The 26230-nt window shown below is 67.6% G+C and carries 27 protein-coding genes and 2 tRNA genes; 13 read left to right on the top strand and 16 right to left on the bottom strand.

Translation table 11 applies throughout. From position 1 onward, the window contains the following. The first annotated feature begins 8 nt into the window (after window positions 1-8). On the top strand, window positions 9-938 hold the full coding sequence (locus tag Pph01_RS10430; protein ID WP_204072818.1) for an ATP-binding cassette domain-containing protein: 930 nt from the start codon (window positions 9-11) through the stop codon (window positions 936-938). A 25-nt stretch (window positions 939-963) separates the two neighbouring features. Further along, on the top strand, window positions 964-1749 hold the full coding sequence (locus tag Pph01_RS10425; protein ID WP_239116571.1) for an ABC transporter permease: 786 nt from the start codon (window positions 964-966) through the stop codon (window positions 1747-1749). Window positions 1750-1855: 106 nt separating this feature from the next. Here Pph01_RS10425 and Pph01_RS10420 read toward each other — a convergent pair whose 3' ends face one another. The 4 genes from Pph01_RS10420 to Pph01_RS10405 form a co-directional block, all read right to left on the bottom strand. Continuing rightward, window positions 1856-2311, bottom strand: coding sequence for a DUF6069 family protein (locus Pph01_RS10420; protein ID WP_204072817.1), 456 nt, complete (start codon window positions 2309-2311; stop codon window positions 1856-1858). A 287-nt stretch (window positions 2312-2598) separates the two neighbouring features. Then, the gene (locus Pph01_RS10415; RefSeq protein ID WP_204072816.1) at window positions 2599-3597 is read right to left on the bottom strand and encodes an RNA polymerase subunit sigma-70; all 999 of its coding nucleotides are present in this window, start codon (window positions 3595-3597) and stop codon (window positions 2599-2601) included. 195 nt (window positions 3598-3792) lie between these two features. Beyond that, window positions 3793-5454, bottom strand: a complete 1662-nt coding sequence (locus Pph01_RS10410; RefSeq protein ID WP_204072815.1) for an autotransporter outer membrane beta-barrel domain-containing protein — start codon at window positions 5452-5454, stop codon at window positions 3793-3795. A 586-nt stretch (window positions 5455-6040) separates the two neighbouring features. Next, on the bottom strand, window positions 6041-6478 hold the full coding sequence (locus Pph01_RS10405; protein WP_204072814.1) for a hypothetical protein: 438 nt from the start codon (window positions 6476-6478) through the stop codon (window positions 6041-6043). 691 nt (window positions 6479-7169) lie between these two features. On the opposite strand from Pph01_RS10405, the gene Pph01_RS10400 reads away from it, so the two are divergent. From Pph01_RS10400 to Pph01_RS10390, 3 genes are all read left to right on the top strand, one after another. Then, window positions 7170-8144, top strand: a complete 975-nt coding sequence (locus tag Pph01_RS10400) for an AraC-like ligand-binding domain-containing protein (protein WP_204072813.1) — start codon at window positions 7170-7172, stop codon at window positions 8142-8144. A 120-nt stretch (window positions 8145-8264) separates the two neighbouring features. Further along, complete coding sequence (locus Pph01_RS10395) at window positions 8265-8657, top strand: VOC family protein (RefSeq protein WP_204072812.1); 393 nt, start codon at window positions 8265-8267, stop codon at window positions 8655-8657. Window positions 8658-8670: 13 nt separating this feature from the next. Then, window positions 8671-9477, top strand: coding sequence for an alpha/beta fold hydrolase (locus Pph01_RS10390; protein ID WP_239116570.1), 807 nt, complete (start codon window positions 8671-8673; stop codon window positions 9475-9477). A 498-nt stretch (window positions 9478-9975) separates the two neighbouring features. On the opposite strand, the gene Pph01_RS10385 is transcribed toward Pph01_RS10390, so the two are convergent. The 3 genes from Pph01_RS10385 to Pph01_RS10375 form a co-directional block, all read right to left on the bottom strand. Beyond that, window positions 9976-10551, bottom strand: a complete 576-nt coding sequence (locus Pph01_RS10385; protein WP_204072810.1) for a YdeI/OmpD-associated family protein — start codon at window positions 10549-10551, stop codon at window positions 9976-9978. Window positions 10552-11036: 485 nt separating this feature from the next. Continuing rightward, on the bottom strand, window positions 11037-11744 hold the full coding sequence (locus tag Pph01_RS10380; protein WP_204073079.1) for a response regulator: 708 nt from the start codon (window positions 11742-11744) through the stop codon (window positions 11037-11039). An 8-nt stretch (window positions 11745-11752) separates the two neighbouring features. Further along, window positions 11753-12898, bottom strand: coding sequence for a sensor histidine kinase (locus tag Pph01_RS10375; protein WP_204072809.1), 1146 nt, complete (start codon window positions 12896-12898; stop codon window positions 11753-11755). A 330-nt stretch (window positions 12899-13228) separates the two neighbouring features. Here Pph01_RS10375 and Pph01_RS10370 point away from each other — a divergent pair, with 330 nt between their 5' ends. Both Pph01_RS10370 and Pph01_RS10365 read left to right on the top strand, forming a co-directional pair. Further along, window positions 13229-14086, top strand: a complete 858-nt coding sequence (locus tag Pph01_RS10370; protein ID WP_239116569.1) for an alpha/beta fold hydrolase — start codon at window positions 13229-13231, stop codon at window positions 14084-14086. A 309-nt stretch (window positions 14087-14395) separates the two neighbouring features. Next, the gene (locus Pph01_RS10365; protein ID WP_204073078.1) at window positions 14396-14806 is read left to right on the top strand and encodes a tyrosine-type recombinase/integrase; all 411 of its coding nucleotides are present in this window, start codon (window positions 14396-14398) and stop codon (window positions 14804-14806) included. Between the two features lie 71 nt (window positions 14807-14877). Here the strand turns inward: Pph01_RS10365 and Pph01_RS10360 are convergent. The 7 genes from Pph01_RS10360 to galU all read right to left on the bottom strand — a co-directional run bounded on the left by Pph01_RS10360 (window position 14878) and on the right by galU (window position 19589). Beyond that, window positions 14878-14954 (bottom strand) — tRNA-Ala (locus tag Pph01_RS10360). Window positions 14955-15004: 50 nt separating this feature from the next. Then, window positions 15005-15646, bottom strand: a complete 642-nt coding sequence (gene sepX, locus Pph01_RS10355) for a divisome protein SepX/GlpR (RefSeq protein WP_204072807.1) — start codon at window positions 15644-15646, stop codon at window positions 15005-15007. Window positions 15647-15827: 181 nt separating this feature from the next. Further along, on the bottom strand, window positions 15828-16472 hold the full coding sequence (locus Pph01_RS10350; RefSeq protein WP_204072806.1) for a GNAT family N-acetyltransferase: 645 nt from the start codon (window positions 16470-16472) through the stop codon (window positions 15828-15830). Between the two features lie 55 nt (window positions 16473-16527). Continuing rightward, window positions 16528-17043, bottom strand: coding sequence for a MogA/MoaB family molybdenum cofactor biosynthesis protein (locus Pph01_RS10345; protein WP_204072805.1), 516 nt, complete (start codon window positions 17041-17043; stop codon window positions 16528-16530). Next, complete coding sequence (gene moaC / locus Pph01_RS10340) at window positions 17028-17498, bottom strand: cyclic pyranopterin monophosphate synthase MoaC (RefSeq protein ID WP_204072804.1); 471 nt, start codon at window positions 17496-17498, stop codon at window positions 17028-17030. Before moaC ends, Pph01_RS10345 begins: the two co-directional genes overlap by 16 nt. Beyond that, on the bottom strand, window positions 17495-18679 hold the full coding sequence (gene glp, locus Pph01_RS10335) for a molybdotransferase-like divisome protein Glp (RefSeq protein ID WP_204072803.1): 1185 nt from the start codon (window positions 18677-18679) through the stop codon (window positions 17495-17497). Before glp ends, moaC begins: the two co-directional genes overlap by 4 nt. A 4-nt stretch (window positions 18680-18683) precedes the next feature. Further along, a complete protein-coding gene (gene galU / locus Pph01_RS10330) occupies window positions 18684-19589 on the bottom strand; it encodes a UTP--glucose-1-phosphate uridylyltransferase GalU (protein ID WP_204072802.1) in 906 nt (301 codons plus the stop codon). Between the two features lie 24 nt (window positions 19590-19613). Here galU and Pph01_RS10325 point away from each other — a divergent pair, with 24 nt between their 5' ends. The 5 genes from Pph01_RS10325 to cpaB all read left to right on the top strand — a co-directional run bounded on the left by Pph01_RS10325 (window position 19614) and on the right by cpaB (window position 23800). Next, window positions 19614-20189: a 5-formyltetrahydrofolate cyclo-ligase gene (locus Pph01_RS10325; RefSeq protein WP_204072801.1), complete on the top strand. Its 576-nt coding sequence runs from the start codon at window positions 19614-19616 to the stop codon at window positions 20187-20189. Between the two features lie 32 nt (window positions 20190-20221). Then, window positions 20222-21727: a potassium/proton antiporter gene (locus Pph01_RS10320; RefSeq protein ID WP_204072800.1), complete on the top strand. Its 1506-nt coding sequence runs from the start codon at window positions 20222-20224 to the stop codon at window positions 21725-21727. A 192-nt stretch (window positions 21728-21919) separates the two neighbouring features. Next, window positions 21920-22270: an FmdB family zinc ribbon protein gene (locus Pph01_RS10315; RefSeq protein WP_204072799.1), complete on the top strand. Its 351-nt coding sequence runs from the start codon at window positions 21920-21922 to the stop codon at window positions 22268-22270. An 85-nt stretch (window positions 22271-22355) separates the two neighbouring features. Continuing rightward, window positions 22356-23162, top strand: coding sequence for an S-methyl-5'-thioadenosine phosphorylase (locus tag Pph01_RS10310; RefSeq protein WP_204072798.1), 807 nt, complete (start codon window positions 22356-22358; stop codon window positions 23160-23162). Between the two features lie 44 nt (window positions 23163-23206). Further along, the gene (gene cpaB / locus Pph01_RS10305; RefSeq protein ID WP_239116568.1) at window positions 23207-23800 is read left to right on the top strand and encodes a Flp pilus assembly protein CpaB; all 594 of its coding nucleotides are present in this window, start codon (window positions 23207-23209) and stop codon (window positions 23798-23800) included. Window positions 23801-23867: 67 nt separating this feature from the next. On the opposite strand, the gene Pph01_RS10300 is transcribed toward cpaB, so the two are convergent. Beyond that, complete coding sequence (locus tag Pph01_RS10300; protein ID WP_204072796.1) at window positions 23868-24992, bottom strand: D-alanyl-D-alanine carboxypeptidase family protein; 1125 nt, start codon at window positions 24990-24992, stop codon at window positions 23868-23870. Window positions 24993-25177: 185 nt separating this feature from the next. Further along, window positions 25178-25924, bottom strand: a complete 747-nt coding sequence (locus tag Pph01_RS10295) for a hypothetical protein (protein ID WP_204072795.1) — start codon at window positions 25922-25924, stop codon at window positions 25178-25180. Window positions 25925-26080: 156 nt separating this feature from the next. On the opposite strand from Pph01_RS10295, the gene Pph01_RS10290 reads away from it, so the two are divergent. Next, window positions 26081-26153, top strand: a tRNA-Arg gene (locus Pph01_RS10290). The last annotated feature ends 77 nt before the right edge of the window (window positions 26154-26230 follow it).

Below are 26230 nucleotides of genomic sequence, written 5' to 3'. Positions count from 1 at the left end.
GAGCGAGGATGATCGTCGAGGCAACCGGCCTGCACAAGGCCTTCGGATCCACCAAGGTTCTGGACGGACTGGACCTGCACGTCGCGGAGGGGACGGTCCTCGCGCTGCTCGGCCCGAACGGCGCCGGCAAGACCACCACCATCCGCATCCTGACCACGCTGTTGCGGCCTGACGTCGGCACCGTGCGGATCGCCGGGTACGACGTCGTGCGCGAAGCGACCAAGGTGCGCGGCGTGATCAGCATGACCGGTCAGTCCGTCGCGCTGGACGACCAGCAGACCGGCCGGGAGAACCTGGTCATGATCGGCCGCCTGATGCACCTGGGCAGACCCGCCGCCCGCCGCCGCGCCACGGACCTCCTGGAACGGTTCGACCTGGTGGACGCCATGGACAGGCGGGTGAAGACCTACTCCGGCGGCATGCGCCGACGGCTGGACCTGGCGATGAGCCTGGTCTCGCAGCCGAGGGTGATCTTCCTGGACGAGCCGACCACCGGCCTCGACCCGTCCAGCCGAACGACGATGTGGGACGCCATCAAGGACCTCGTCTCGTCGGGGACGACGATCGTCCTCACCACGCAGTACCTGGAGGAGGCGGACCGGCTGGCCGACCGGATCGTGCTGATCAACGGTGGCAGGGTCGCCGCGTCCGGCACGACCGACGCGCTGAAGTCCCAGGTGGGCGGGGATCGACTCGACCTGCGGTTCGCGGTGGAGGCGGACGTGGCCCGTGCCGCTGCACTGTTCGACGCGCCGCGCGGCACCGACCCGCTCGTGCTGGGCATCCCGTCCGACGGCAGCGCGGAGCACCTGCATCGGGTGCTCGACGACCTGCGGCTCGCGGGGGTGCCGGTGGTCAAGGTGTCGTCGCACCGGCCGACGTTGGACGACGTGTTCCTGTCCCTGACCACCACCGACCGGACCTCGGTCCAGATCTGACCCGGCTCTCGAAAGGAGCACGACCATGGCCACCACCGCTGTGCACGGCGGCGCCCGCAACGCCGTGAGCGACTCCCTCACCATGATCGGCCGCAGCATCCGGCTCAGCCGCCGCAACGTCGACACACTCGTCATGTCGATCGTCCTGCCGCTGCTGATGATGTCGCTGTTCGTCTACGTCTTCGGCGGGGCCATCAACACCGGCACCCAGTACATCAACTACGTGGTGCCCGGCATCATCCTGCTGTGCACCGGCTACGGCGCCGCGTCCACCGCGATGTCCGTCGCGGACGACATGACCAGCGGCATGATCGACCGGCTGCGCACGTTGCCGATCCGCAGCTCCGCCGTCCTCACAGGACACGTCACCGCCAGCGTCGCCCGGAACCTGTTGTCCACCACCGTCGTCATCGGCGCCGCCATCGCGATGGGCTTCCGCCCTGACGCGGCGGTCACCGACTGGGTGCAAGCGGCCGGTCTGCTCCTGCTTTACGTGCTCGCGCTGTCCTGGCTGGCGGCCGGGCTCGGCGTGATCGCGAAATCCGTGGAATCGGCCAGCACGTTGAGCTTCCTCATGCTGTTCCTGCCCTACCTCAGCAGCGCGTTCGTGCCGACGAACACCATGCCCTCGTTCCTGCACGCGGTGAGTGAGAACCAGCCGATCACCCCGGTGATCGAGACCGTCCGTGGCCTGCTGACCGGGACCCCGATCGGCACCACCGGCTGGATCGCACTCGCCTGGTGCGTCGGCCTGCTGACCTGCTCGTTCATCTTCGCCGCCCGGCTGTTCCGCCGCCGTACCCATGGCTGAAGAGCGTTGCGCTCCATGCGAGGCCGGCCGCGTTCGACGAGCCGCTACACGGGGTAGTGCGCTCGCGCACGGCCCTTGCGCCGCGCGTTGTCCCGTTGCGGGATCGTCAATCGGTCCGGGCGCGGAGGCCCCGCGTCAGGATGGGGATCATCACCGCCGCAGGGACGAGGTGAAGCCCGAGGAGGGCGGTGATGGTGGCGGCGTTTGCCCCGGAGAGCAGAGGCGGGACCAACGAGATCGCGGTCAGCGACACTGCCGTCCACACGAATCGCTCGGCAGGGCGAGCGCTCCAACGAAGAAGAGCGACGGCAATGACGATGCCCACGACCGAGAAGAAGCCGGTCACGACGGCGAACCCGGGCAACGGGATCGTCTCGCCACCATCGGGGACCTCGAAGTCGACGCCAACGGCCTGGGCAAGCGCAGCGGCGAGGGTGGTGGCCACCATCGCTGCGAGCGCGGCAATGAAGCCGGTGACGGCGAGCCCACGGAGTCGGTGCGTGCGGCTGGTCTGGCCCGATGCCGGGCCTGCGACGACCCCGGTGTCATTCATGCTGTTCATGTCGTTCCTCCATCATTCGGTAACTGGCGTAAAGGGGCATGTGACGGTCCTGGCCCTGCGCGTGACGATGCGCACCCTCGCCGTGCGACGGCCGGGGTTCCGCAGGGCGCGGACGCCGGTGCCGCGGAGCCAGAACCCGGCGTCGCGTCCGAGGACCGGCCCGGGCTCGCCGTCGCGCAGCTCCAGCTGCACCCGCCCGCGGGTGACGACGCCGAACGCGTCGCACTACTCCGCCGCGACCACCGCGACACGCGCGCCACCGCGCAGCGCGAGCGTCCGCACCGGGACTACTCCGTGCCGTCCGCCGGCAGGCGCTCCGGCAGCCCGAGCCGCGGAAACTGGTCGTCGTGGAACGTGACGATCTCGGTGATCGCCCCGCCGGTGACGCGCAGGACGTCGATCGTCAATGGCAGATACGCGCCCTCCCGCTTCCGCCATTGGTAGAAGGCGACGGCGGGCTGCCGGTTCACGGAGGTGAGGACGGCGCGCAGGTGCTTCATGCCCTCGAAGCCGCTCTCGACCCAGTCGTTCACCACCGTGTCGCGGCCGACGTACAGGCCCGGCGTGGGCGGCATCGAGCAGCGGACGTCGTCCCGCAGCAGTGCGGCGAGCCCGTCGACGTCCGTGGCCACGCTGGCGTCGGTATAGCGGCGCACCAGCTCGCGCGTCCCGGCGTCCTCCTCGCCGCCGGTCCAGTCCTGCCGCTCGGCGGGCAGGTGCTCCCGCATGCCGGCGCGGGCCCGCTGCAGCGCGCTGTTCACGGAGTTGACGGAGTCCCCGAGGAGCTCCGCGACGTCCTTCGCCGGCCAGCCGAGCACGTCCCGCAGGATCAGCACGGCCCGCGGGCGCGGCGCGAGGTGCTGGACTGCGACCAGGTACGCCAGCTCGATCGTCTCCCGCGCGACGGCGACGGTCTCCGGCTCGTCCGCGTCGCCCGCGGGCAGCTCGTCGAGCAGCCGGTCCGGGTAGGGCTGCAGCCACAGCACCTCGCCGCCGGTCGCAGGCTCCGGGCGGCACTTGGCGAGCAGATCCAGGCAGGCGTTGGTGGCGATCCGGTACAGCCAGGCCCGGAACGTCGACCGCCCCTCGAAGGTCTCCCGCCGCCGCCAGGCACGGAGGAACGTCTCCTGCACGGTGTCCTCGGCGTCCTCGAACGACCCGAGCATCCGGTAGCAGTGCACGTGCAGCTCCCGCCGGTGCCGCTCCGCCAGCCCCGCGAACGCCGGCTCGTCGACCTCGCCCAGACCGCTCACGCCCAGTTCCTCCAGCCGCGTGTCCGCACTCATCACGTCATCCTTCCGCCTCGTCGTGTCCCGTCGTAGGTGTGACGGGTGCGGGCGCGACAACTCATCACTAGGGTCGGTCGGCATGGCTGATCCAGTGACGGATCCGGTGGCGGACGGTTGCGGTTGCTGTGGCGGAGTCTTCGTTACGGCCGAGGCCCGTACCACGTGTGGTACGGGCCTCGGCAACGGGTTCGTTCAGCCGGTGCAGCCGGGAACGCTGCCCGGTGGGGCGCAGTTGTTCGGCTGATTATCCCTGACCACACTGTTGTTGAGCGTGACCGTGCCGGAGGCTTCGAAGATGCCGCCCCCGTCCCCAGCTGTGTTGCCGGTGACAGTGCTGTCGGTCAGGGTCGTCGAGCCGATGTCGTTGAAGATGCCCCCGCCGCGGGCCGTGCCGCCGTCCGGAGCCTCGGCGGTGTTCTCGACGATCTTCGAACGCTCGCTTATCAGGGTGCCGCCGGCGGGGGTGGCAGAGTTGTCGATGCCGCCGCCCACGGCGCTGCCGCCGCCGCGGGCACTAACGGTGTTGCCACTCACTGTGCTGTCGCGCAATGTGAGCTGTCCTCCGGGCGCAATCCGGATCCCGCCGCCCAACGCGTTGCCGCCTTCGGTGGTGGCGTGATTGCCGATGACGCGAGTGCGGGTCATGAGCATGGTGCCGCTGAATGCGACTCCGCCGCCGGTCACGGTGCCGCCCGGGGCGCTGGCGGTGTTGTCCCGGATGACGGTGTCGGTCACGGTCATGTCGAGCGCGCTGGTCAACGCGCCGCGCGCGGTGCCGCCCGGGGCACTGGCGTGGTTGTCGCTGATCGTGCTGTGGTCGATCGTCGTTTCGTTGAACGCGGCATACCCGGCGCCGAGCGCGAAGCTGTCGGTGTTCCCGGTGACGCGGACGGTGTTGCCGCTCACCCGGCTGTAGGTGAGCGTCATCGGGCCGTCGCTGGCGATCCCGCCGCCAAAGGCGCCGCTCATCGGTTCGGTGCCGGTGTATTCGACGGCGTTGCCGCTGACCTCGGTGTCGTTCACGCTCGCCGTGCCGTCATTGTCGATGCCGCCGCCTTCGGCGAAGACATCAGAGACGGCGGTGTTGTGGACCACCCGACTGTGGTTCATCGTCAGGGTGCCTTGGTTGTTGATACCGCCACCGCAGACAATCCCAGGGGGATTGGGAGGGACAGGGACACCGGGGCAGTCCGTCGCCTTGCCGCCGCTGATGGTGACCTTGTTGAGCGTCAGGTTGCCCGTACCGGCGACGAAGAGGATGCGGAAGGCGGGGGCGGACTGGTCACGCGTGATCGTCGCGTCGTTGCCGTTGATGGTGATGTCGCTGGTGATGGCCGGCAGGCCGTTGGCGGGGTTGGTGGCATCAGGGGCCACCAGCCGGAAGACGCACTTGCGGGGCAGGTTGATCGTGTCGGGGCCCGGTGAGTCGTTGGCGTTTGTGATTGCCTCGACGAGAGCCGGAACGGAGCACTCCACGGACACGGGAGCGCTGGCTGCGGAACTGGCCGTCGAGTGGTTGCTCTGGCTAGGCGAAGCCTCCGATTGCGTCTTTTGCAACGGTGTTACGACTTGAGTGAAGTCGCGCAGAAGGTGCTGGTCCTGGCCCTCGTGTTCGCGCGCGTGCTGACGCTGCTTGTGCCTGTTTTTGTTCTTGTTCCTGTTCTTGGTGGGACCTGGAGTGGGATTGGAGAGGACGGCCTGGTGGCGAATGACTGAGCGGCCAGGGACGCCTTCGGTGGCGGCGCCGGCGGAGGTGGTGGTGGTGGTGACGCCACCCAGGGCGATGGCACCCGCGGTCAACACGGTACTGATGGTGAAGACCCCGAGTAGGTTGCTGGGCTTGGGCAACTTCATTCCCCTTTGAAAGGAATTCCACCGCGGGGCGTCTGACATCCCCAGATTGATCGGAAAATGCCGACTTTGACCGCCCGTCGCGGATCATCTTGCATCGCCCTAATTGCCACGCCCACGGAGCAGCAAACGACGCCCAGCGACTCTTGCCTTGCCACTTATCGCTTTATTGATAACACCGGTCGACGCAGTCCGGTTATTACCGAATATCATCGTGTCGCATTTTTGTGCGTCCAAATACATGCAATGTCACCTTTGGGAGGGAGTTCCTATTGCTACTGTCGCACCGACTTTCAGCTGATCTTTCCGTGTTCGAAATCGGCGAGAACCATGGGTTTGCTGGCCATGACCGTCCACCCATCGGGAGACCTTCATCCGCACAAGCCGTAATGCCGTCAGGCCGCCTACTCCTAATTCGTCGAACTGCCGCCTCCTCCTGATCCCTTCCACCCTCGTCTCCCCTGGGCGACCGACTGTCCGCCAAAGGCGGCTTGACCACGGATGGAAAGTCGTAACAGGTCGAGGTACAGCGGAGGTTTTTCCAGATCAGTTGGAAGCCAAGGTCACGTGTATGGTGACCGCATCCGCCTCACAGCTTTGAAAGTCTCTCCCACCAGAGCGTACGGCCGGTGAATTCCATGACAACCCCGGCAGCGACACCGAGTCCGACAAGGCCCCAGAAGCCAGCGAAGAACAACTGCAGAGTGGGCCGTGAAAGTCGGGTGTCCCAGACGATTCCCTCAGCTGGGATGAGATAGCGAATGATGATCATGTCGCCCACCTCAGTCGGCAGGGCCTCATACTCGTTCGCGAACGCCGTATATGTGCGCTCGTCTACGGTGAACCTAACCTGGATGGTCTTAGGGTCGATCTGGGTGACTGTGGCAAGCGCCTCCGTCCCGAATCGTGGCACCCACCACAGGTCCTTGATATCCGTGCCTGAAATCACTATGAGTGCGAGAGCCACCAGTCCGAGCACAATCCGCCGCAGCATTGCTCGCTCGCGGTGATTGTCGTAGTTGGCCATGACAGACCTCTTCCGCCGCGAAGGTCGGACCCTCATTGCGAGAGGGCGCCAGACCCATCCCGATGTATTGGACGCGGCTCACCTGTCATCGGTTCTTCGAGAGTATGAAGCAATGCTGTTGAGCGACTGACTTTCTGCTCGCAATCGCACAGGGCAACTCCGGGGACTCGCCCTCGCCGCGGCCCGCCTCCACGATGACGGCCAGCGCCCCGTGATGGCTCTCACGGAACCTGAGTCCGCTGAGCCGCGATCAGTGGCACGAGGACCAGAGCTCCCGGCATCCCATAGGGCCAGTAGCACTGTAGGGGCCCTGGCTTAGTCACCCAGAAGATCAGAAAGGCCGGTCCCGCTGGGCGGAACCGGCCTCTGACGTTGGTGGAGCTATGAGGATTTGAACCCCAGACCCCTTCGATGCGAAGCCAATTCGCTAACACATGAACGTGCGGTCTCGTGGTGCTTGACCTGGTGCAAGCATTCGTCGGTGTTCGCTGAAGTTCGCCGGCTTCCGCCGCGGTTGTCACTCAGTTGGTCACCTTAAGAGAAGGGTTGCCCTCACGATGCGGGAAGCCGGCACTGTCGAGAGCGATCAGCCAGTCAACCGCCTCATGGCCCAAGCCGTACTCGTCGCGTTTGAGATCTCGGCGAGGGACAATCGGCCAGAGACTCGACCCATAAACCGCAACGGAGGGCGATGAGGATGGGCATCCTGATCCGCACTCGTGACGTGCCCGCCGCGCGCCGATATGACGAATGGCGAAGCATCGTCTGTGACACGCTCGGTCCTCTCGATTTCCGGATCGAGGGGGACGCACCGTTACGGGGTGAGATCAGCGCGGGGCAACTCGGCCCCTTGGGTGTCGGCAGGGTGCAGACCTCCACGCCACACAGCGTCCACCGGACACCTGGTCTGATCCGCCACGACAACCCCGACCTCTATCGAGTGGTGCTGGCGATCTCGGGACGCCCCGCCCTGATGCAAGACGGCAGGTCCACGCAGCTCAAACGCGGAGAGTTCGCAATCTACGACTTCGGCCGGCCGTACGAGCTGGCCTATGACTCGGCGGTGCATCTGGCGATTTTCGGCTTGCCGCGTGCGATGCTGGCCCTGCCCTTCGATTCCATCGCGAAGCTCACCGCGGTCCCGATCACACCAGATTGCGGGGCGGGCGCCCTCGCGGCCCCCCTGCTTCGCAGGGTGGCCCTGGATCTCGAGACCTACCAGCCCGCGAACGCGGCCCGGCTGTCCACAGTGGTGATGGACCTGGTCACCATGGCCATCGCCGAGCGCGTCGAGCAGATCGAGACGCTCTCGGAGGGGTCACGGTCACGAACGTTGCTGCTGCGCATCCACACCTTCATCGAGCAGCATCTGGGCGAACCCGATCTGGCCCCCGGCACCGTCGCGGCCGCGCACCATGTCTCCTTGCGTTACCTGCACCGACTGTTCGAGACACAGGACACCACAGTGGCCGCGTGGATACGGCACCGGCGTCTCGAACGCTGCCGGAAAGACCTGGCCGACCCGGCCTTCCACAACGTACCCGTCGGGGTCATCGCGTCCAGGTACGCCCTTCCGGACTCGGCTCACTTCAGCCGGTTGTTCCGGCGCACGTACGGATTGCCTCCCGCCGAGTACCGCCGCACCTGCCTCATGCCACCGGGCTGAGGGGCTGGCACGGAAAGTCAATCGGCTGGCACCGAGAGCCAAGCCCCGGCGGGCCTGGATTCGCAGAATAAAGGTGTTCGCACCAACCGGCGCGAACAACCGTCAGGGAAGGCTCCAGCGATGTCCACCGTACTGTTTGTCAATCTTCCGGTCAGAGACCTGGACAGGTCGAAGAAGTTCTTCACCGACCTCGGCTTCACGTTCTTCGGCATGACCGACGACATGGCGTCCGTGGTGATCAATGAGCACGCGCAGGTCATGCTGCTGGCCGAGCCGACGTTCGCCACGTATGCGAGCACGGATGTCGCCGACGCCACCAAGAGCACCCAGGTGATCCTGGTCATGGGCGTCGAGAACCCCGCTCAGGTCGACGAGTTGTTCGACAAGGCCCTCGCGGCGGGTGGCGCCCCCGTCGGCGATCCGAAGAATGACGGCTACCGGTACCAGCGCGGTTTCACCGACCTCGACGGCCACCACTGGGAGGCCCTGTGCCTGGTGGCATCGGCAGGCTGAAGGAATGCGCGCCATGAACGAGATGATGACCGGAAGGGTGACCTCGGCCGACGGGACCTCCATCGCGTACGACCGATCCGGCGTCGGGCCGGCGGTCGTCCTGGTGCACGGCGCGTTCACCGACAAGACCCATCCCACGCTGTGCGGCGTAGCGGCCGCCCTGGCCCCATGGTTCACGGTTTTCAACTATGACCGTCGTGGCCGCGGCGAAAGCGGCGACACCCAGCCGTATGCCGTTGAGCGTGAGATCGAGGACCTGTCCGCCCTCATCGAGGCGGCGGGCGGGTCGGCCATGGTTTTCGGTGGGTCCTCCGGCGCCGCTCTGGCGCTGGAGGCCACGGCCCGGAACCCGGCCATCTCGAGACTCGCTGTGTGGGAGCCTCCGTACCACGTTGACGACAGCGCACCCAGTCTGTCGTACGACTTCGCATCGCGACTGGAAATCCTGGTCAGACAAGGCCGGCGCGCGGAAGCGGCCGAGCTGTTCATGGTCGAGGCTGCCGAGGTCCCCGTCGAGACGGTGACCGCGATGCGCGCCCACTCCTCCTGGTCAGGAGTGGAAGCGATCGCTCACACCCTGGCGTACGAGGCTGCTCTCATGGGGCCGGGCAACGCCCTGCCCACCGAACTTCTCACCTCGATAACGCAGCCCACGCTCGTGCTGATCGGCGAGAACAGCCCTGCGTGGATGACCAACGCGGGAAAGTCGGTCGCTGCGACCGTCCCCCGAGCGGTGCACAGAATCCTGGAGGACGAGACGCATAACGTGGCCCCTCAGTCCCTCGCCCCAGAACTGCTGGAATTCTTCATCGCCATCTGAGTCAGCCTGGATGCGGTTCCGAATCTCATGGCGTCATCATCGCGTGCCCCGAAAGACCGTGACTTGAGGTCCACACTTCCGAACGGCCGATACGAGGTCTTGGGTCCATCTTCTTCGCGAGGCATAGGGGTTGCACCATCTCAGCCGCACCCAGGGGTAAGGATCCGCTGTAGTCACTCAGCCAGTCACCTAGAAGATCAGAAAGGCCGGTCCCGCTGGGCGCAACCGGCCTCTGACGTTGGTGGAGCTATGGGGATTTGAACCCCAGACCCCTTCGATGCGAACGCTGGTCGAGCGTGCTGCAGAATCAGTGGGTGCCAACAGGTGCCGTCAGGTGTAGGGACTATGCCGACCAGTGACCTTCACGACGGTCCTGCGTCAGCCAATCTGCCGACTTTTCGCTGACTCCGGCTTCCCCAGCGGGCGGGTCATCTGTCCATGATCTCCGGTCCAGGGCCGGTGGTCCGTGACTGCCGAAGCAGCCTCAGGGCGGTGACTTCAGGAGTGGAGCTTCTTCTGCTCGGCCAGCATCGCTACATACTTCTCAATCCGTCGCACCCTGGTCTCGGGCTTCTTGACGTCCTGGACGCGGTACAGGATCGCGTAGCGGTTCTGGCTGTCCAGCGTCGCGAAGAACTCCGCCGCGGCCGGGTTCGCCGCGAGGGCCTCGGCCAGATCGTCCGGCACCGAGGCGCTCTTCGCTCCGTCGTAGGCGGCGTCCCAACGGCCATCCGCCCTGGCGCGCTCGACCTCGGCCAACCCGGGCGGCTGCATGCGCCCCTGTTCGATTAGGGCCGCGACCCTGTCGCGATTTACCTTCGACCACTTGCTCTTCGGCCTGCGTGGCGTGAACCGCTGCAGCCAGTTCCAGTCGTCGAACTTGCCCTTCTGCCCGTCGATCCAGCCGTAGCAAAGTGCCACATCGAGGGCCTGCGCGTAGTCCAGAGCCACGACGCCGCGAACCTTCTTCGTGAGCTTCAGCCAGATCCCGGGAGAGGAGGAGTAGTGCTCACTCAGCCAGGACTCGAATGCCTCGGCGGATTCGAACGAAACGATTTCTAAGTCGTCAGCCACCTCAGCAGTGAACCACGCACCAGCTGATCGTCACGCCACATTCGCACGGGCCTGGAGCGAGGCCCCCGGTCCGGGCAGAGGTCCTGCAACACGCTCCGGTTCTGCCGTGTAGGCGCCTTCGACTGCTGTCCCCCGCCCACCCCAGAAGAAGATCAGCCCGAGACTTCCTGAACAGCCCCTGAGCAGCAAAAAGGCCCGTCAGGCGTTCCCCTGGCGGGCCTTTCGTCATGGTGGAGCTATGGGGATTTGAACCCCAGACCCCTTCGATGCGAAGCCAACTCAACGTCATCCTTACGTCGTCATATGCGGTGTTGCCCCTGCTGGAACCGTCCGCCGTTGTTCGCTGGCGTCCCCTACTGTTCTTGGCGGTTGTCACTCGTTTAGTCACTCACTCTTGCTCGCGTGAGCTGCTGGGACTTCTAGCGCCAGCGGCAGCCCCGCCCGGCCCCGTGACGGACCGGGGTCGTCCTCGGCGGCGCGGTAGTTCACGGCCGGGGACGTGGCGCGCGTACCAGGCCGGTCTGGTAGGCGAGCACGACGAGCTGCGCGCGGTCGCGTGCGCCGAGCTTGGTCATGGCGTGGTTGGCGTGGGTCTTGACGGTGAGCGGGCTGAGCGTGAGCTGGCGGGCGATGTCCGTGTTGGACATCCCGTCGGCGACCAGGGCTACCACCTCGCGCTCGCGGTCGGTGAGGGTGGCAAGCAACGGCGAAGGGCGGACCGGCTCTCTGTCGTGCAGCGTGAGGAACCTGGCGATGAGGCCCCGGGTGGCGGACGGCGAAAGCAGCGCGTCGCCGCGGGCGACCGTGCGGATCGCGTCGATCAGGGCGTCCGGGCGCGCGCTCTTGCCGAGAAACCCGCTGGCCCCCGACCGCAGCGCCTCGAAGACGTACTCGTCGATCTCGAACGTCGTCAGGATCAGCACCCGTACCCCAGCGAGGCTGTCGTCAGCGGCGATCCGCCGGGTAGCGGCCAGCCCGTCAAGGCCCGGCATCCGGATGTCCATCAAGACGACGTCGGCACGTGCCTCGCGGGCGACCCGGACCGCGTCGTGGCCGTTGGCCGCCTCGCCCACTACCGTCAGCCCTGGCGCCCGGTCGATCACCAGCCGCAGGCCCGCGCGGATAAGTTCCTGGTCGTCGGCGAGGACCACGCGGGTCGGCGCCGTGGCGGCGGACGCCGGCGAGGCAGGCATGGTCCCGGTCACGAACCCTCGATCCCGGCCGCGCGCAGCGGAAGCTCGGCGAAGACGCGGTAGCCTCCCTCGGGCCTTGGCCCTGCCGACAGCCGTCCGCCCACGGCAGCCACCCGCTCTCGCATGCCCACGATGCCGTGCCCTTCAGGCATGCGCCGGCCGCCCTGGGTGACCGCCTTGCCCTCGTCCTCGACCGTCAGCCTGAGCGCCCCAGGCGCGTACCCGAGCCGCACCACCGCAGTATCGCAGTCCGCGTGCTTGCGGATGTTGGTCAGCGACTCCTGTATGACCCGGTAGGCGGTCAGCTCCACCGCCTCGGGCAACGGTCTGGCCTGGCCGGTCACCTCGCGGGTGACCTGCAGGCCCGCGCCGGCGAATGAGCAGAGCAGCTCCTCGAGCTGGTCAAGTCCCGGCACCGGCTCCGTCGGCTCCAGGCCGGGCTCGCGCAGCAACCCGACGGTCAGCCGCAGGTCCTCGAGGGCTTCTTCGCTGGCCCGCTGGATGTGCGCGACCGACTCCCTGGCCTGCGACCGGTCCTCGTCGTCGAGCAGGCAGGCCAGCGCGCCGGCCTGCACGTTGATCAGGGCGACATGATGCCCGACGGCGTCGTGCAGTTCCCGGGCGATCCGTAGCCGTTCCTCGGCAACGCGGCGCTTCGCCTCGTCCTCCCTGGCCTGCTCGGCGCGCCTGGCGCGCTCGTCGGCTTCGGCGACGTAGGCATGGTGGCTACGGGCGGCGAAGCCGGTGGTCACCGCCAAGGCCGCCCACAGCAGCACGACGAAGCCTGTGATGCCGGGATGGGTGATCAGCGAGGCGGTGACCAGGACCACCTTGACGGCGACGCCGACCGCGAGCGTCCGCACCTGACCGGAACCCAGCGCAATCGAGTACAGCGCGTAGAAGACCGCTGGCAAGGTCAGCGGGTAGGCCATACCGTCCGCCATCAGCACAACCGACCCGATGACGGCGACCGCCACGATGGCGATCGGGAACCGCCGGCACGCCACCAAGACCGCGTAGACCACGACGGACACCGCCCAGTTCAGCGGCTGGTGAGAACTCAGCGCATGCCGGACGTCGGCGGGGATCGTCACCACCGCGAACAGCACCATCGACATGATCGCCGAAAACAGGAGCAGCTGCTGCCTGGACATCAGCCTGCTCCACACACTCGCCCACATACCAGGACTGTAAGCAACCGCCCTCGCCATCCGCGACTGAACTACTGCCGATGCAGTAGGCGAAGCCGAAGGCCGCACCGGATGGCGCGGTAACGCCCTGCGTAGTCGCTGCGGCTGGCCGACGACTGGGGCGGCTGAGACCCCGACGATGGGGAGCCGAACCGAAAGGAACGGAGAATCATGCCAGCCCTTGCACAACCCCTTGCACAACCACACCCGAGACGTGCGGCAAAGCGCCGACGCCGCATCATCGCCTTCGCGGTCCTCCTCGCCATCATCGGGCTGCTTCTGGGGAACGCGGTAATGGTGGATGGGCAGGACGCCGACGCCACCGGGAACTCGACCCTGCCCGTTGACGGCGGCGACATCTACGTGAGCCAGGACGGACCCCGCGACGCCCCCGCCCTCGTACTGATCCACGGGCTCGGCAGCTCACTCCGCTCGTGGGATCCGGTGGTGCCGATGTTGGCCACGTCCTATCGCGTCATCCGGATCGACCTGCTCGGGCACGGCCGGTCCGCCAAACCGGCCGGCGACGTCTACACGATGGAACAGCAAGGACACCGGGTCGGCCAGGCACTAGACCAGCTCGGCGTCAAGCACGCCATCGTCGTCGGCCATTCCACCGGGGGCTACGTCGCCACCGCCCTCGCCGAGCAACGAGGCGGCCTGGTGACCGCGATAGCACTCATCGACACCGGACCCAGCTTGGACGCATTCGTCTCCTCCGGGGCCGTCGGCAATCTCGTCTTCGCCCCCGTGCTGGGGCAACTACTGTGGCGACTTCGGACCGACGGGATCGTTCGCCGGGGTATGAGCTCCGCGTTCGCGCCAGGTTTCACGAACATCCCGCAGGGGCTTGTCGACGATACGCGCGGCATGACCTACCACGCGCTCACCGCGACATCGCAGGCGTCCGACGACTATCTGAACCAGCGTCCGCTCCCGGATCGGCTCACCGGCCTCGGCAAACCACTGCTGGTGATCTTCGGCGAGCAGGACCAGAGGTTTCCATCCTCATCCGCCGACCAATACCGCGCCGTCGCGGGCGCGAGAGTCGAGTTGGTGCCGGACGCTGGACACACACCCATGATCGAGGATCCGCCGCGGACCGCCGCACTTCTGCTCAGCTTCACTAGTTCCGTACCCAGCGCTCAGTAACGACGTGGCGCAGCGCATCTGCTTCCCCATGTCCGGCATGCCCCAATGCCTGCCAGCGCAGACGTGAGACTCCTGGGTAGGCGGACCGTTCTAAGCGACGCAAGACCTGGTGGTCCGTTGACGAGGCTCGGCAATTCCTAGAGTCTGCCCGCGAGGACGGTGATCCGCTCTATGCGGCATACGTGCTGGTCCTGGTGCTGGGTCTCAGACGAGGTGAGGTCCTCGGGCTGACCTGGGCTGACGTGAACTACGACTCAGCAGAGATCGCCGTCACGTGGCAGTTGCAACGAGTCGGGGGCAAGCTGCACCATCGCGAGACTAAGACACCGGGGCAGCCGCGGTGCCCCCCTGCCGGAGATCTGCCTGACGGCGATCAAAGATCGTGCCGAACGACAGGCTGTCGACAGATCTCAAGCCGGGGATGCCTGGACAGACTGCGGTCTGGTGATCACCACAACGCATGGCACACCATACGAACCGCGCAATTTCAACCGGCACTTTGCAGCTCGATGCGCCCGGGCCGGTGTTCGCTATAGCAAGGTCCACGACACCCGGCGTACCTGCGCCTCGCTGCTTGTGGCGCTCGACGTTCATCCTCAGGTGGCAATGCAGATCCTCAGACACAGCCAGATCGCGGTGACCATGGAGGTCTACAGCGAGGTTCCCTCGGCCACGACTCGCGAAGCGCTTAAGCGGCTCGAGGTCAGCCTGGATGGCTAGCTACTGCTGCACCGGTTGCTGCACAGAGATCAGAAAGGCCAGTTCCGGTGATCGGAACTGGCCTCTGACGTTGGTGGAGCTATGGGGATTTGAACCCCAGACCCCTTCGATGCGAACGAAGTGCGCTACCGGACTGCGCTATAGCCCCAATGACTCGACTAGATTAGCAAACTCTTGGAGCTCTTCGCGCCACCCGGATCAGTCTCCGACCGCACGGCGGCCATCGGCGTACTGATCGAAGACCTGGCTGCGCCTGCGGGCCTCGAGTTGGATGATCTCCGCCTCGCGTGCCATCTCCTCCATGGCACGGTGGTGCTCCCGCAGCCTGCGCAGATGTTCCGCCCGGGCCCGCGCGGCCCTGTCCCGCTGCTCGGCGTCCGCCTTGACGGCGACCCGGAGCACGGCGAGGTAGCCCACGAGCAGCAGGCCCGAGGGCGCGACCCCCCACCAGGGCATCACTCGGACGGCCGCCGTCACCACGGACGCCAGCACGAGCAGCAGGCTCCACAGCAGGCGCCTGCGGCGCCGGGCGACGATGCTCGCGCGCCGCTGCCCCTCCGTACGGCGTTGCCGTACCGGAGCGGGAGCCTCGGCGGCGTCGGCCTCCACCGCATCACCGGAAGCCTCAGAAGACATGGAAGGCACGGACGGCGCGGACGTCTCGGAAACCGGAGCCGGCTCGTCATTGGAGCGGTCCTGATTCGGCGCCTCGACGATCGTGTCGGCTTCGGCCTGCGGGTCGTCGTAGATCTCGACGTGCCGGTCCCTGCGCAGCCACATGGGCAGCAGGACGCTGAGCCACATCACGACGATGGCGAGGTAGAGGAGGGCGCTACCCATCCGTCCACCTCCAGGCATGGCGAACACATCCGGGGACTCGAGTCGTCGGAGATGTGCTCACGTCACGCACCGTAAGACGGTGTGTCACTGATTGACGAGCATTCGGTCCGGTGTGTCGCGAGATCGTCAAAGCTGTTCATGTAATTCGATCCCGAGCGCACCTTCCCGGAGATCGTTTGAGCTAACCCGGGCTGGGCTCGCTCCGCCGGGCGTTGGATGCCTCCATCGTCCGGCGCCACTGGACCAGAAGGCCGCGTGGCGCGTCCTCCACCGTCAGTGCGTAGCAGATGTGATCGCGCCACGCACCGTCGATGTGGAGCTGGCGCTTGCGGACCCCCTCCTCCCGGAAGCCAAGTTTCTCCACCACCCTTCGGCTGGCGTGGTTCTCTGGCCGAATGTTTGCCTCCAGGCGATGCAACCCTGTGGTGAAGAAGCAGTGGTCCACGGCCATGGCCAGCGCGGTGGGGATGATGCCCCGGCCGGCGAGGGCGCCGTCGATCCAGTACCCCACCTGGGCCGAGCGGGCGGAGCCCCAGACGACCGCGCCGACGGTGAGTTGCCCGGCGAACTTGCCCTCGTAGGTGACCACCCACGGCAGCGCGAGGCCCTGGCGAGCCTCACGGCGAAGGGTCCCGACCATCGAGACGTACGGCCCAAGGCCCGTCCTGAACAGGGGCGTTTCGGGGTTGCTCGGCTCCCACGGGCGCAGCCAGTCGGCGTTGCGCAGCCGCGTCTCCCGCCAGTCTCTGACGTCACGCATACGCAACGGCCGGAGCTCGATGGGCCCCTCCGCCAGGATGGCCGGCCAGCCGCGAAGTCGATCCATTAGTCAATCATCCACCTGAGGACGGTCAACGCGCCAACGCGAGGCTCAGTCTCCCTCACGCCCCATGGTCACCGCCGTGAATCTGGTCGACGATGTGGCCGAGAATCGGGCCGAGGATCGCCATGCCGTCCCGGACTCCGCCCGTCGAGCCGGGAAGGTTGACGATCAACGTCGAGCCCGCCTGGCCGGCGAGCCCCCGGGAGAGGATCGAGGTCGGGACCTTCTCCCTGTTCGCCTGCCGTACGGCTTCGGCGATCCCGGGGATCTCCCGGTCGAGGACGGGGCGGGTGAACTCGGGAGTGAGGTCCTGCGGGGTGACGCCGGTTCCGCCCGTCGAGACGATCACGTCGTACCCCTCGGCGACGCCCGTCCGCAGCGCCGTTTCAACGAGTTCGCCGTCGGGCACGACGCGCGGCCCGTCGACGGGCTCGCATCCGGCCTCGGCGAGCAGGGCGGCCAGCAGGGTGCCGGAATTGTCCTGGTAGACCCCTGCGGCGACCCGGTTGGAAACTGTGATCACCAAAGCGCGCAAAGCCGTGTCCCTCTCACGTTCGGTCAGTCCCGGGTCCATACCCCGGTCTTGCCGCCGGTCTTCTCCTCGACCCGGACGTCGCTGATGACGGCCGCCGGATCGACCGCCTTGACCATGTCGACCAGCGCGAGCGCGGCGACCGTGACGGAGGTCAGCGCCTCCATCTCGACGCCGGTCCGGTCCGCCGTGCGGACACGAGCGGTGATCTCCACACCGGAGTCGACGACGGACAGCTCCACCTCGACACCGTGGAGGGCGATCGGGTGGCACAGCGGCACCAGGTCGGGCGTGCGCTTGGCGCCCATGATCCCCGCGATCCTGGCCACGCCCAGCGCGTCGCCCTTCGGGACGTTCCCCGAGCGCAGTGCGGACACCGCCTCGGGCGACAGGACGACCCGTCCGGTCGCGGTGGCCGTACGGACGCTGACGTCCTTGGCCGAGACGTCGACCATGCGGGCGGCGCCGGATTCGTCGATGTGCGTCAGACCGTTCACAGCGGGATCACCTCCACCTCGGCTCCCGCGGGGAGCTCCGTCACATCTTCGGGCACGACGACGAGCGCGTTCGCGGAGGCCAGCGCCGCCAACTGGTGCGAGCCCTGGCCGCGGACGGTGTCGACCGTCGTGCCGGACAACACGCCTCTCAGGTAGGACCGCCTGCCCGCCGGCGAGCGCAACGCGGCGGTGGTGGTCGCGCGCACGGTCTCCGGCGCGCCCGCGGGGAGCCCCTGCATCCTGCGCAGCGCGGGCCGCACGAACAGGATGAAGGACACGAACGACGAGACCGGGTTCCCGGGCAGCGCGAAGATCGGCACGTCGTCCGGCCCGATCACGCCGAAGCCCTGGGGCATGCCGGGCTGCATCGCCACCTTCTCGAACGCGACGGTCCCGAGCGGCGACAGAGCCTCCTTGACGGGCTCGTAGGCGCCCATCGAGACGCCGCCGCTGGTGATCACCGCGTCGGCGCGCACGAGCTGGGCGTCGAGCCTGTCGAGGAAGACCTGCGGGTCGTCGGTCACGGCGCCCGCCCGGAAGCCCTCCGCCCCGGCCTCTCGCACGGCCGCCGCCAGCATGAAGCTGTTGGATTCCCAGATCTGCCCGGGACCCAGCTGCGAGCCCGGCTCGGCCAGCTCTGTCCCGGTGGACAGCACGACGACGCGTGGCTGGGGCCGTACCATCACGCGCCGACGTCCGACGCCGGCCAGGATGCCCAGCTGGGCCGCGCCGATCCTGGTCCCCTCGCCGAGCACGAGGTCTCCGCCCTTCACGTCCTCGCCGGCGCGCCGGACCGCGTGGCCCGCGCCCGCCGGCTTGTGGATCGTGACCCGGGTGGTGCCCCCGTCGGTCCACTCCACCGGGACGACGGCGTCCGCGCCCGCGGGGAGCGGCGCGCCGGTCATGATCCTGGTGACCAGTCCCGGCCCGATGGCCCGCAGCTCGGCGTCGCCCGCCGGGATGTCCTCGATCACCGGAAGCGACACCGGCGCGGCGGCGACGTCCTCGGCCCGTACGGCGTAGCCGTCCATGGCGGAGTTGTCGAACGGCGGCAGCGGAACCGGCGAGGAGACGTCCTCGGCCAGCACGCAGCCGAGCGCCCGCTCCAGTTCGACCTCCAGCGGCACGAGAGGCCGGACGGTGGTGAGGATGTCGGCGAGGTGACGGTCGACGGGCTTCATGACTCTAGGATCCGGCCTGGTCGAGGAACTCCCGCAGCCAGGGCAGGAACTCGGGGGCAAGGTCGTCGCGGTTGGCGGCGAACTGGACGACGGTGCGGAGATAGTCGAGCTTGTTCCCCGTGTCGTAGCGGCGGCCGCGGAACAGAACGCCGTGGACGGGACCGCCCTCGCCGGACGGTCGGGAGGCCAGCGTCCGCAGGGCGTCGGTCAACTGGATCTCCCCGCCGCGCCCGGGCGGCGTGTTCTCGAGCACCTCGAACACCGCGGGGTCGATCACATAACGACCGATGATCGCCCAGTTGGACGGGGCCTCGTCCGCGGGCGGCTTCTCCACGAGGTCGGTGACGCGCACGACGTCGTCCTCGCCCGTCGGCACGATCGCGGCCGCGCCGTACAGGGAGACCTGCTCTCTCGGGACCTCCATGAGGGCGATGACGCTGCCGCCGTAGGTGGCCCGGACCTCGATCATCCGCCTCAGCAGCGGGTCGCGCGGGTCGATGAGGTCGTCGCCGAGGAGGCAGGCGAACGGCTCGTCGCCGACGTGCTGCTTGGCGCACAGGACGGCGTGGCCGAGCCCCTTCGGCTCGCCCTGCCGTACGTAGTGCATGGTTGCGAGGTCAACGGGCTCCTGAACCTGGGACAGCCGCTCCTCGTCGCCTTTGGCGCGCAGGGCGTCCTCAAGCTCGTACGCTACGTCGAAATGATCCTCGATGGAGCGCTTGTTGCGGCCGGTCACCATCAGGACGTCGAGCAGTCCGGCGGAGACGGCCTCCTCAACGACATATTGGATGGCCGGTTTGTCGACGATCGGAAGCATTTCCTTGGGGGTCGCCTTGGTCGCGGGGAGGAACCGGGTTCCGAGGCCCGCGGCCGGCACAACGGCTTTGGTCACAGGATCGAAGTCAGCCATGGGTGAACACTAACGGAGCAGGCTATGGACAAGGCGAACCTGCGTCAGCGGATCCTGCGCAGCCGGGCCGAACTCAGCGAGGAGACACTCAGAAAGTCGTCGGGCGCGGTGCGCGAAGTGCTGCTCGACCAGCCATGGGTGCAGATGGCGGGCCTTGTCGCCTGCTACTGGTCGTTCGGCAGCGAACCGTCGACACACGGATTGATCTTCGCGTTGTGGAAGCACGGCACGACGGTGATCCTTCCGGTGCAACGCGGGGACGGCGATCTCAACTGGGCGGTCTACGACGGACCGGACTCCCTCGCGCCGGGCCCTCTCGGAATCATGGAGCCGGTGGACACCCGCCGCGGAGTGGACACGATCCGCACGGCGGGTCTCGTGCTGGTGCCGGCACTGGCGGTGGACAGGACGACAGGGGTACGGCTCGGCAGGGGCCGGGGGTACTACGACCGCGCGCTCGCCCGCGTGGGACCCAACGTGCCGACGGTCGCCCTGCTCCACGACGGCGAACTGGTCGACGGCGTCCCGGCCGAACCGCACGACCAGCGTGTACGGTTCTGCGCCCTCCCCGCTGGAATCATTGAGTTGGTGCAAATGTGAAAAGATCGGCCTGACGGGAGGGAGGGGGGCGGGTGGGTCTGAACGTCTGGCTTCTCCTGTCCGCCACCGTCGTCATCGCGGCGATCGCGTCCGTCCGGCTCGCCCATCGCACCGGCCTGCCCAGCCTGCTCGTCTACCTCGGCCTCGGCCTGCTCCTCGGGGAGTCGGGCCTGGTCGGCGTCCGCTTCGAGAACGCCGAACTCGCCCAGCAGCTCGGTCTCATCGCGCTCGCCGTCATCCTCGCCGAGGGCGGCCTGACCACCAACTGGAACCACGTCCGCACTGCGGTCCCCCTGGCGCTGATCCTCGCGACGGTCGGCATCGCGGTCAGCATCGTCGCGCTGGCGGTGGCCGTCCACGCGCTGCTCGGCATGGACTGGCGGTTCGCGCTGTTGCTCGGCGCGGTCCTCGCCTCGACCGACGCGGCGGCGGTGTTCTCCGTGCTGCGGCGTCTGCCTCTGCCTCCTCGCCTGGCGGGCGTCCTCGAGGCGGAGTCGGGCTTCAACGACGCGCCCACGGTCATCGTCGTGATGATGCTGAGCATCGCATCCAGGCCGCTCCCGCAGCTGTCGTCCGTGCTGGTCGAAACCGCCTACGAGCTCGCGGTCGGAGCGGCGGTGGGGCTCCTGGTCGGGCCCGCAGCGGCCTACGCCCTGCGCCGGGTGGCGCTGCCCGCCTCGGGTCTGTATCCCATCGCCGTGCTCGCCCTGGCGTTCGTGGCCTACAGCGGGGCGACGCTGCTGCACGCCAGCGGATTCCTCGCCGTGTACGTGGCGACGCTGATCCTCGGCAACTCCCGGCTGCCTCACCGGGCGGCGACCAGGGGTTTCGCCGAGGGGGCGGCCTGGCTGGCACAGATCGGGCTGTTCGTCATGCTGGGAATCCTCGTCAGCCCGACGGAGCTTCCCGGCGTGGCCTTCCCCGCGATCGTCTCTGGACTGGTGCTCGTGCTGATCGCCCGGCCGGTGTCGGTCATGGTGTGCGCCGCGCTCGCCAGGCTGGTGGGGATCGGCGGCGTCTCCTGGCGCGAGCAGGTCTTCCTGTCGTGGGCGGGGCTCCGCGGCGCCGTGCCCATCGTGCTGGCCACGATCCCCTGGGCTGCGGGGATGCCCAATGCCAAGGGGTTGTTCAACGACGTCTTCGTCATCGTCGTCGTCTTCACGGTGCTCCAGGGCCCGACGTTGCCCCATCTCGCGCGCATCCTCGACCTGGCGGCCGAGGGCGAGGCCCGCGATCTCGACGTGGAGGCCGCGCCTCTTGAGGAGCTCAACGCCGATCTGCTCCAGGTCCGCGTCCCGCCGGGGTCGATGATGCACGGTGTGGAGATCTTCGAGCTCCGCCTGCCCGCGAACACGCTCGTGACCATGATCGTGCGGGGCGACCGGTCGTTCGTGCCCACGGAGACCACTCGGTTGCGGGCGGGAGACCAGCTCCTGGTGGTGACGACGGCCGTGCAGCGTGAGGCGGTCGAGCGCCGGCTGCGCGCGGTCAGCCGCCGCGGCAAGCTGGCCGGCTGGTACGGCGAACGCGGCGCCTAACCGTTCTTGGGTGTGGGTGTGCTGATCGGCTTCAGAGGGGCGATGCGGGGCGGTGGAGTGCCATGTGACGGTACGGTGCGATGTGCGCGGCTTGATGCCAACGCAATAAACCGGGCTTGAGTGGCGTTTCAGCTCGTTGACTGCTTACCATTAGCAGTCGAACGGGTCGAGTGCCAGTTTCAGGAGGAGTGCGTGCCCACCTACCAGTACGCCTGTACCGTCTGCGGTGAGCAGCTGGAGGCCGTCCAGAAGTTCACCGACGACCCGCTCACGGAGTGCCCCCAGTGTCAGGGCAAGCTGCGCAAGGTCTTCTCCCCGGTCGGCATCGTGTTCAAGGGTTCGGGTTTCTACCGCACCGACAGCCGGTCGTCGAGCTCGTCCACGTCGCCCGCGTCGACCTCCACGTCCTCGAGCGACTCGAAGAAGACCACCGCCGACACGAGCACCACGTCGAGCGACACGGCCAAGAAGGAGCCCGCGGCCGCCTCCGGTTCCGCGACCTCCTCCACGTCCACGTCGAGCTCCACCACCTCCGCCGCGTGACCCCGGGCCCGGCGCCGACCGGGCCCGCACGAGTTTTCCACAGCTCGTAAATCTCGGCCGATGCGAATTCGTTAAGGTCAGCCGCATGACGAATCGCGCGGAGATCGGGGTCATCGGCGGCTCGGGTTTCTACTCCCTGCTCGACGACGCCGAAGAGATCAGCGTGGCGACGCCGTACGGCCCGCCGAGCGACACGATCACGCTGGGCCGGATCGGAGAGCGGTCCGTGGCCTTCATCCCACGCCACGGACGAGGTCACACCTTTCCCCCGCATCGCATCCCTTATCGGGCGAACCTGTGGGCGCTGCGCTCTCTCGGCGTCCGTCAGGTGATCGGCCCCAGTGCCGTCGGATCTTTGCGTCCCGAGATCGGCCCGGGCGTCCTGGTCGTCCCCGACCAACTGGTGGATCGCACGACCAGCCGCGTGCAGACCTACTACGACGCCGGCGGCGCCGTCCACGTGTCGTTCGCCGATCCCTACTGCTCTTCGGGCCGGACTGTTGCCGTGGCGAAGGCGCGGGAGACGGAGTGGAACACCGTCGACGGCGGCACGCTCGTCGTAATCGAGGGTCCCCGGTTCTCCACCCGGGCGGAGTCGAGGTGGTACTCCGGTGCCGGTTGGTCGATCATCGGCATGACCGCTCACCCCGAGGCGGTGCTCGCCCGCGAACTGGCCCTCTGTTACACGTCCCTGTGCCTGGTGACCGACCACGACGCCGGCGTCGAAGCCGGTGAGGGGGTCACGCACGAGGAGGTTCTCGCCTTCTTCGCCGCCAACGTCGAGCGGATGCGCACGCTGGTCGGCGAGGTCGTCGAAGGCCTTCCCCTAGAGCGGTCATGCTCGTGCGGGAACGCTCTGGACGGCTTCACGCTCCCCTTCGACCTTCCGTAGCCGGCCATGCGTGCGATCTTCGGGGGCGATCCCTCATGCGCGGAATGAGACGCGTCCTCGCTCGGCGCCGTCGGCTGATCGCGGCGCTGCTCGCGGGTCTGGCGGTGGCGTGCGTGCTGATGGCCGTCCGGCAACCCCAGGGCGTGGCGGTCCTCGCCGCCGCCCGCGATCTGAGTGGCGGCCGCCTGACCGCCGCCGACGTCATTTCCGTACGGCTCCCGCCGTACGCGGTCCCCGATGGCGCGTTTCCGGCAGGGTCGCCCCTGACGGGGCGGGTCGTGGCGGGGCCGGTGCGCAAGGGCGAGCCGCTCACGGACGCCCGGTTGCTCGGCCAGGGCCTGCTGGCGGCGCGGGAGCCGGGGATGGTGGCCGCTCCGGTGCGGATCGCCGACCCGGACGCGGCGAGGTTGCTCTCCCCCGGCGACGTGATCGACGTGCTGGCCGCATTCGAGGGCGACGCCCAGCAGGCGCTCGCCGTGGCACACGAGGTGCGGGTGCTGGCCCGCCCGGTGGAGGCCGCAGCGAATGGGTCGGAGGCAGGAGCACTGCTCGTGCTGGCGACGAGCCCGGCGGAGGCTGCTCAGCTCGCCCAGGCACAGGCTCAGGCCCGGCTTTCAGTCACCATCCATCCGCGCTGAGCCGTACCGTCTGGGCTTCGTGATGTCCCTTGATACTTGATCATCGGAGTCACGCGTCGCCGCCGCGTCAGACGCCGGCGCCGAGCTTGGGGTCGTACTCCCAGTGCCAGGGCTCAAAGGGGTTGCTGTAGGCCCACGGCGGATGGATGAACCCGTAGCGCTTGCTGTTGGCCTCCAGCCAGTTGAACTGGGCCGACCCGGAGTTCTGCACGCCGCCACAGAGATCGACGGCCAGGCCGAGACCATGGTTGCTCCGGCCGGGCACGGCCGCGAAGCCGGGGCGCGAATAGTAGACGGCCTGCTGCGAGGCGAGGCTGCGATAGCTGTCCGTCACGCACATCTGCTTGCCGAAATTCTTCTGGTAGGCCAGGTTGAGATCAGCGAAGGCGATCGCCGCGTCGGCGCGCAGTTCCCTCCCCGCCTGGGGCAGAGGGCAGAGGCTGCTCTTGGGAAGCAGGCCGTTTGGGTACTGCGCTGCGGTGGAGATCCGCGTGGGGTCGCAGGCGCCCGCCCCACGATGGCCCTGGTTCACCTTGACGCCCATCTTGCTGAGCGTCTGCGTCAGTGACTTGACCAGGTCGGCGGACTTCGTCCGCAGAGTGTCGACCTGGTGGTCGAGCTGGGCTTCTTCGAGGAGATTGGCCGATCGCAGGTCCTGAGCCTCGTTGGCGAGCTTCTCCTTGTCCTTCAGCAAGCGCACCGCATCATCGAGGATCTTGTTCCGACCGACGGCCAGGTGGTCGACGTCGCTCATCGCCCGGAGCATCGAAGTGCCGTCACCCTGGGCGAGAAGCGGGCCGAGTCCGGTGGCCGAGGGGTTCTGGTAGACCGACTCGACCAAGTCCGAGAGCGGCTTGCGCATCGCGGACAACTCCTGGTTGGCCTTCGCGAGCTGCCTCAGCTTGGACGCCAGTTTCTTCTGCGAGGAGTCGAACTGCTTCTTCCTGGCGTCCAGTTGCTTGGAGGCGTCGCCGATCGCCTTGTACGCCTCCTGGGCCTGCCGGCGGAGCGTCGTCAAGCTGGGACCACCGGCCGCCTCAGTCTCGGCCTTCGTCAGAGATGCGGCGGTCTGCGGTGAGGTCGCGCGAGTGATGGCTGTCTCAGAAGCCACGGTGACGAAGTGGGACGCGCCGGGCGAGACGCCTGCGGGGGACCTGCCGGATGAGACCGCGGCGACAGAGGTCATCGCCATGACGGCCACGATCAGACCAGCCGACCGAGGAGACGGCACGATCAACTCCTCTTTACGAACTCGTGACTTCGGTCAGGCACGCACGTTACTACAGCCGCCTGAGTCCTCGGGCCCGGTCGTCCAATGCGATAGGTGCCTATCACGGTCCAATTTGGAGACTTGTCCCATCCGTCGCTAATGGTGGTTTACGACTTCCCGCCGCGTTCCTTGCAGAGGTCCCACAGCCAGGTGTCCTGCCAGTCGAGGGCGCAGGTCAGCTCGCCCTGATCCTTCTTCTCGACCGGCGTCGCCTTGGTCACCGCGGCCGGCTGCGCTGTGCCGGCGGCAGGCTGCGGACCCGCTTCGGGCGTGCGGATGATGATGAGCTGGCCGTACATACGGGAGGGCCCGGAAGGCGGCGGCACGGCCGTCGGCTGCATGACCTGCCGACCCGGCGCAACGCCCTTGGCTGCTGCTGAGCCTTTGGCGGCGTCGGCAGGCGCGACACCGTTCGACAGCGCGCCGTTATTTGCAGGCGCCGCAGCGGCTGGTTGAGCGGCATCTGGGGGGCTGGCGGCTTCCGGCCGTTGTGCGTGCCTGCCCTCCGCAAGGACGCCAGCCTTCTGGTCGCCCGCGTTGTGGAGGCCCTTCGCCTCAGCGTCGTCGGGGCCGACCACCAGCCGGCTGTGAGGATGGCCGGTGGCGATACCGGGCATGACGACGTTCTGGAACGACCCGCTCGCCATGTCATTGGCGGACATCGCGTTCTGGGGGTGTAGAGATCCCACCTTGCCGGCCGCCTGAATGGGGCCGGTGGCTCCCCGAGCCGTCGCCTCGTAGCCGGTGATCTCGGCCATCAACATGCCCGAAGCGAGGACCGCTGGCGCGATCAACCCTACGACGAGCACCACGGGACGCAGCCCGCGCAAGTATTTGCGTCGCAATCCGGTCACGAACAGTGACGGTAGCCAGGTCCGACGAGGAGGAACTCGCCCACTTGCCAGGGCTTTACCGCAGTTCAGCCACGCGATGACCGATCAGGTTGTCGCCACACCCCTTCTGAGGCGCGCGCTGTGCCAACTCTTCGCTAGGCTTACAGAGCACATCACGCCTCCGTAGCTCAGGGGATAGAGCACCGCTCTCCTAAAGCGGGTGCCGCAGGTTCGAATCCTGCCGGGGGCACTTTCTTGACCTTGGGATCCAGCTCCGACCTGGGGTTCTTCTCCGAGACATCTCACACCTCGATGCAGCCGTAGGTC

The organism is Planotetraspora phitsanulokensis, assembly GCF_016863295.1.
Classification (GTDB): domain Bacteria; phylum Actinomycetota; class Actinomycetes; order Streptosporangiales; family Streptosporangiaceae; genus Planotetraspora; species Planotetraspora phitsanulokensis.
This window is presented reverse-complemented; position numbering and strand designations above follow the sequence as displayed.